This is a genomic window from uncultured Gimesia sp., assembly GCF_937910335.1.
In the GTDB taxonomy this organism is placed as follows: Bacteria; Planctomycetota; Planctomycetia; order Planctomycetales; family Planctomycetaceae; genus Gimesia.
Map to the genome: position 1 here is coordinate 1 of NZ_CALEMX010000573.1, position 6596 is coordinate 6596.

The window sequence follows — 6596 nt, forward strand, 5'->3', positions numbered from 1 at the left end:
AATATGAATTTCATTTATCAGACAGTCAAAAAAATCATAGCAATTTTTGGATTCACAACATTTGTTATTACTTTAACTATTATTCTGATTTTTAACATGTCATTTCTTAGAGATGATCCATACATTATTGGATTTTTTTCATCAATGTTTTTAGTACCTGGATGGATTTTGTATATTATTTTTGAACAATATCCTAAACGTTTTATTAATAAATATTCTGCATTTATCTGCTATTCATTTTTTCCACTATTGTTCTTTTCTATTATTGTTATCTATGGAGGGCAAGGTTCAGGTTATGGATTCATTTTTGGAATTTACTTTTTGGTCTCAACCGTATTGTCTCTTCCTTTACTGAAACAACTAGAAAAACAGTACATATTTTGTGTATTTGTAGCATTGGGATTTACATGTCTTTTTGGTTTTTTATCATCGGTGATACGATATTAATTTCGACTAAGAGTACACAATAAGTGTATTCTGTTGATAATAGACAGGAATCCTGATAGATTTAGATCGAGTCAGATTCTGTCTATCAATAGTTCGCATTGATTCAGCGGCGGATGGCTCCAAGCATCTAAAATCTCAGCCGATCAGATTGTCATAGATTAGTGGAGAAAACGTCGATGACTGCACCCAAAAAAGGCTCGCGCAGGATTATCGTTGACGAAGCCACTTACGTATGGAGGGTCCCTCGGCGTCCAAGCAGCGGGTCCTTCGACGGAAATTCGGGGTACACCGTAACAGTCCAATTGGCAGATCGCAGTGGGTCTACGTTGGCGATAGTCGTGGCACAAAAACACCCGACGCTTGCCCAGTTATGGGGTGAACCAGCAAATCCCATTTTGCCATCGCATGTCGCTGCGGCAATTCGTCGCGCGATCTCTCGTGGTTGGGAACCAAGCGATCGCAACTCTCTGTTCGCAGAAAGTTTGGATTTCTCTGATAAGTCTATAGTACCCGAAGACAACACCGAGACCCGCTGACGCAATGCGAGTTCTGAGCTTTGATGTCGTGTATCAGATACAGCAAAAGATGAGAATACGATCAAGAAGACGCAGACGAGTTGGCGTCGGCGGTTTCTCACACGGTACATCAATCGCGCCAATCGTCTGATCTTTGTTGTTATGCTCGTCCGGTCGACAACACCGAATGTAATTAGCGTCAACTCCAACACGCAGATGTTGGACAAACTACAGCGTCGAAGCAGAGTCTCCAACTCGCGTCGGTGTTAAAGACCGAAGTAGAAAGTTGACGAGCCGCCGTCCCAGAAACTCGTTGGGAGCCTGATTTGAATTCTCGGACGTGCCTTAATATCGGCCGTTTTATGAAACAACGTATACAGTGATGTCCTCACCAGACCTGATTACTCTCACACTTTGTTCATTGTGATATTAATGGCGGTCAGGCTTCTGAAACTCATTGCCGTTGTGTTCCTGATGAGCAGTAAAACAACAACGAGCTCACAAGTTATAATCTTACTCTTCGTACCATTTCCATTGTTCATTGAAATAACCGGCTCGGAGCACGTTCTCTTTGAGTGGTTTTGATTCTGAATGTGACGGGTCGAGTTGCAGCACCGCCCAGTCGCCCCAACGAGGGAAGAGCAGGTAATTGAGCTTTGCCAAGTCCGCTTCTCGAAAAGTGTGGCCGCTGTTGAGAACCACGTATCGACCATTCGCACCAGAGAGCGGGTTCGGCACGATCAATGCCGGAACGTGATTTCCCGCGGGGTAATCTCGCTTGCCAAACTGGAGCATTTTCTTTGACCATTTCAGAGGAAGATGGGGCAAGACTTTCGCGATATAACTGTTACTTCCTGGATCGCCGAAGAGGATCAGGTTTCGGGTTCGCAAATCTTCTTCCGTCACATCAATGTCGTCTTTGATGGGGAGTTCGCCGCGAAAGTAGTGATGCCACTCGTCGGCGAATCGCTTCAAGCTGGCTGTGGCATAAGCATTCACGTCAGTGTTCCATGGTTTCCCCGTACCGCGTACACAAAGAAAGGGTGACGAAAACGCATCGTCAATCGGCCCCTGCAGGCCGGGGCGTTTGCCTGTACTCGGCGTATTGTCGGCAATCGACCAGGTGTTGCCTCGACGTTCGACCACAATTTTCTTCGATTGAGCGGTGATTGCCGGCAACAGTGAAATTTCCGTGGTGCCGATTCGTAATGTCTTCGGTGTTTTCGGCAGATGTGCTGTCTGGATCGCAAAGCGTGTGATGTTTTGCGGTTCAGTGATTTCGATCCGATCATCGTGTAATTGCGCAGAAATAATGGCCTTCGCGTAGTGTTTCTCTAAACCAAGAATTTCCAGCCAATGGCAGCGATTGTATTTCAGAGTCCAGGTGACGAAACGCAGTTGTTGAGGTTGCCTGTTAAGCCCCGTTGCGACGTGTAAACCAATTCGCCGCATCTGCTCGGCGTGAGTGACCGGATCAATAACATGACCCGTACCCGGCGAGATGAGGTTGACCATCGAGAGACCTTCCTGCTGCATGGCTTTTCCCATCAGCACATGTGCCTGGAAAAAGACATCTTTTTCGCCGATGCAGGCGATGGCCGGAACGACTCCAGCGTTGGCGGCGTAGTCGATGGAATCGAGCATATGCAGCCCCAGTTCCTGATGCGGTGGCAGCGGCCCCACTTTTACGAAGTTCTTCAGCGGCGTTTTAGAAAAATGATGCGTATCGACGTAGCCGCAGTACGGACCGAGCGCCACAAAACGGTCTGGGTGTTTTAAACCAAGGTGCCATGTGCCGGAAGCACCCATCGACATGCCACGCAGGACAATCCGGCGACGATCGATGTTATAGCGACGACAGACATCCTCAATAGCCTCGAACACATCTGTCTCTCCGGCCCAGCGGTAACAGTTCTCCACACGGCCCAGCGGATGCAGCTCGATGTAGGGTTTATCAGGAACGGAGGACTGTTTCTCGTCGCCTTTATCGAACCGAGCGATGAACCGTAATTCACTGAGGCCGACGGGACGACTGCTACCGTGTAACACCACGTCGAGCCGAACAGGCTGTGAGGGATCGTAGTTTTCAGGCACAATGATGCCATAGGGCTGCACCGAATTGTCCACCACAGAAACGTAGCCTAACGCCAGCTTACCCTTACGCGTACGCCATGGTTTTTTGTTGGTATTGAGAGCTTCGATGCGCTGTTTCCCGCGTTCCATTGCCTTTTTCATTAAAGTGACATCTCGCGGCGAAAACTTTTGGTCGTACTGCAGCGCCCATTTCAAACCCTTAGCGAAAATAGAGGCATCCGCAATCTCGCTCGGCGATTGATCACGTATTGTCTCCAGCGATTCTTGCAGCGTCCGCAATCCCTGATCGAAGGTCTGGCGTTGTTCGGTCGTCAGTGGCTGAGGGTTCTGGCCGAGACTCAGCGCACCCGGACACGTGCAAAATAAAAGTGTCAGAAGAATACTCAAAAAACGGCATTGCCGCGCCATAACAGTCTCCGATCATTTGCGAAATATGTTTCCACATTCAGATGTTGAACCTGGCCGGTGATTCAACTGAAATTACTTTTTGCGTTTCAGCTTTTGGAACCGTCGTCCGCCGATTTCAGCGATGTAAAGATTACCGTCGGAATCGGCTGCCAGCATGTGCGGTAAATTGAATTCACCCGGCCCGGCACCTTTACGTCCCCATGAATTGATGACTTTGCCCGAAGAATTGAGTTGTAAAACCTTGTTCGCACGACCGTCCGCCACGAAGAGTGTTCCCTTTGCATCGAATTCCATTCCATAGGGTGCGAAGCCGGGCCAGACTTCTAACAATTTTCCTTCCGTGTCGAAAATCTGCACGCAGTCATTCTCCCGGTCGCCTACAAGCACACGCCCTTTGGCATCAATGACAATCGAATGCGGCAGATCAAATTCGCCCCGCCCTTTTCCCGGCTGCCCCCATTTGTTTAAAAATCTACCGTTGGCTGCAAACTTCATCACTCGACTGTTGCCGTATCCATCCGCAACGTAAATTTCTCCCTGAGGTCCAAAGGCAACATCGGTCGGCTGATTGAATTGGTCATTGTCGGTACCAGGCTTACCCGATTGTCCCAGGGCAAGCAGCAATTTACCCTGTGGACTAAATTTGAATACCATGTGATTGCCGATGTCGGTGACCCAGATATGATCCAGACGATCGACTCGCAGGCCGTGTGCTTTGCCGATTAAATTGTCACCCCACGAGCGGATGAACTTACCGTTACGGTCAAAACAGAGAATCGGTTGCTTGCCCCGATGGAACAGATACATCTGGCCTTTGCTGTCAAAATCAACGGCTGAACATGGGCCGAGGACCAGACCTTCCGGTAGTTTGATTAAATTCTCGGCAGGTTCAAAGTCGATGGCGTCACCTGCATGGGAAACCTCAGCCGCAAGCAGCAAACTTGTGATCGTGATTACAACTACCAGATGAGTACGGTGCAGATTCATATGCTTCTTTCCTGTGGGAATACTCGCAAAACGTTGTGACTGGGCGATCTCGGGGCTGCTGTCTCTGAACAGGCTTGTTTACACTATACCTCTCGCTATTTAGATATCATGCTTTCGTAATTTCTGAGAGTTCTCCGCTGCTGTCACCAAATGATTCACGATCGATCCCATAACAGTGTGCAAGGCTTAAGAGTAAATTATTCATGGGCAGCTCCGTTTTGTATTTAAGATATTGTCCATGTTTGAGGCCTAAATTTTTACCACCGGCAAGAATTAAAGGATAATTTTTGTGGACATGAGTCAAACTGGTACCCGACCCGAAAAGGTTGATCGTATTATCGAATAGAGATCCATCTTCATCAGGAGTATTTTTTAATTTCACAAGAAATTTCTGAAACTGCTGTACCAGGAAGCGATCATACTTGGCCCACCTTTCATATCCCCCTTCCGACCTTGTTCCGTGGCTCAAATTGTGATGGGTAGGCAGACCGAGTAAACTTGGAAACGAATCCCCGATGCACGTTCCCTCACAGGCGATCTGATAAGTGATGACCCGTGTAGAATCTGTTTTGAGAGCAAGATAGATCAGTTCAAACATGGAGTCCAAGTAGCTTTGTGCTCCCTGTTTCTTAAAACCTTCCAGATTGATGGCCGCGGGATCGACTCCAGGTCTTGGAATACCTGCCCATTCTTCAGCACGATCCAGATCAGTTTCTAATTCTCTAATGGATTGACGATAATCATCAAAGGCCCTTTGGTCTTCTGGATTCAGTTTGAGAATCAGTGCGTTTGCACTTTCCATCGTGCGATCCAAAACACTTCTCTTTTGTTGAAGTGCTCTGGGGCCGCCTTTATTGACTGCAAAAAGATGATTAAAAATCCGTCTCGGTTCCGATAGCGCTGGAATGAATTTTCCATAGCGATCAACGGATATCGTTTGCGCCACAAGAGGAACTCCGACTCCGCCACCGGAGGACAGCGTTAGTGACGGAAATCGCGTTGCCCCTTCCATCTTAGAGGAAATCAACTGATCCAAGCTAATCGAATTAGGAGCCCCCTTAACAATATTTGCCCCGTTTAGAACAAGACCTCCATTTCGATGGCCGCTTCCAATCACTCGATAATAAGGGTGTGATAATCCAGACAAGACGGTGATATCTTTTTTGAAACTCTCTAAGGGAGCGAGGGTTTTACTCAATCGATAATCTTTGCCGCCGTCTCCATCAGGAAACCAATGGTATTTTTCGTAATCTATATTTTTGGGATCTTTACTCTTAGGTGGGAGCGAAACACCGAAAGGGAAAAATATTGAGCAAAAGCGTTTTGGTTTTTGGGACAATTTGTTTTTTGCTGCATAGAGCTTCTCTAAAGATGCAAAAAAGGGAAGCGCTATTGATGCACCTGAACCAACTAAAAAGGCTTTTCGACTTATTATTTTCATACGAGACTCCCGTTGGGTTATTTGAGATCGCCTTTAAATGATGCTGATGTTGCAACTGCTTTTAATAACTTTTTAAAATCGTAATTCGATTGAACAAAAACGCGATGCACCTTTTCAACGGAATCGTCATCCAACAGATCCAGATTTCGACCTAAAGCATATTTCATAGTACTCTCAACTAACCCTCGAGAAAAGGAATCGACCCTATGTTCAAGGATGTATGTTTTCAGTCCACGAATGCCATCAATTTTGTTGCCATCCTCAAGGGTAAATTTAACATTCACTTTTTCTGTCTTATTATCGATCTGAATGCTGTCACGCCAACCTCCCACCGCATTAAAGTTCTCGAATGATAAGCCTAAAGGATCAATTCTTCGATGACAATTCATGCATGAGGAACTCGATTTCGCATGTTCAGCGATGCGTTCTCTCAGTGTCTTCGCTTTGATTAGACCCACTTCTTTCAAAGGAGACAGTTTAGGGGGAGGCGGGGGTGGATCAAAGAGGATTCTGTCCATAACCCATACGCCCCTTCGAATTGGATGCGAGTCAGAACCATCAGAATTCATTTTCATGATTCTTGCTTGAGTGAGAACACCGCCAAAGGGGCTTTGCTCGGGCAATTTTACTTTAACGAACCCTCCATTACCTTTATCCCGCATTTCCCAGATGACTTCCCTCGCTTTGGCACGTAATTTGCGCCA

Annotated in this window: 6 protein-coding genes; 2 read left to right on the forward strand and 4 right to left on the reverse strand. The window is 46.8% G+C overall.

From position 1 onward, the window contains the following. Both Q0668_RS23480 and Q0668_RS23485 read left to right on the forward strand, forming a co-directional pair. On the forward strand, nucleotides 1–447 hold a 447-nt coding region (locus tag Q0668_RS23480; protein WP_298868980.1), incomplete at its 5' end, for a hypothetical protein. 176 nt (nucleotides 448–623) lie between these two features. After that, nucleotides 624–983: a hypothetical protein gene (locus tag Q0668_RS23485; protein WP_298868981.1), complete on the forward strand. Its 360-nt coding sequence runs from the start codon at nucleotides 624–626 to the stop codon at nucleotides 981–983. Nucleotides 984–1475: 492 nt separating this feature from the next. On the opposite strand, the gene Q0668_RS23490 is transcribed toward Q0668_RS23485, so the two are convergent. The 4 genes from Q0668_RS23490 to Q0668_RS23505 all read right to left on the reverse strand — a co-directional run. Then, nucleotides 1476–3464 carry a prolyl oligopeptidase family serine peptidase gene (locus tag Q0668_RS23490; protein ID WP_298868982.1) on the reverse strand — a complete coding sequence of 663 codons (1989 nt, stop codon included), beginning with the start codon at nucleotides 3462–3464 and terminating at the stop codon, nucleotides 1476–1478. Between the two features lie 72 nt (nucleotides 3465–3536). Further along, nucleotides 3537–4451 carry a peptidyl-alpha-hydroxyglycine alpha-amidating lyase family protein gene (locus tag Q0668_RS23495; protein ID WP_298868983.1) on the reverse strand — a complete coding sequence of 305 codons (915 nt, stop codon included), beginning with the start codon at nucleotides 4449–4451 and terminating at the stop codon, nucleotides 3537–3539. Nucleotides 4452–4557: 106 nt separating this feature from the next. Further along, entirely contained in the window at nucleotides 4558–5892 is a 1335-nt protein-coding gene (locus tag Q0668_RS23500) for a DUF1552 domain-containing protein (RefSeq protein ID WP_298868984.1), read from the reverse strand. A 17-nt stretch (nucleotides 5893–5909) separates the two neighbouring features. Further along, the coding region (locus tag Q0668_RS23505) for a DUF1588 domain-containing protein (RefSeq protein WP_298868985.1) at nucleotides 5910–6596 on the reverse strand (687 nt) is incomplete at its 5' end.

Coding starts and splice junctions, on each gene's coding strand:
- Q0668_RS23485 (WP_298868981.1), top strand. CDS start 624: ATGACTGCACCCAAAAAAGGCTCGCGCAGGATTATCGTTGACGAAGCC.
- Q0668_RS23490 (WP_298868982.1), bottom strand. CDS start 3,464: ATGGCGCGGCAATGCCGTTTTTTGAGTATTCTTCTGACACTTTTATTT.
- Q0668_RS23495 (WP_298868983.1), bottom strand. CDS start 4,451: ATGAATCTGCACCGTACTCATCTGGTAGTTGTAATCACGATCACAAGT.
- Q0668_RS23500 (WP_298868984.1), bottom strand. CDS start 5,892: ATGAAAATAATAAGTCGAAAAGCCTTTTTAGTTGGTTCAGGTGCATCA.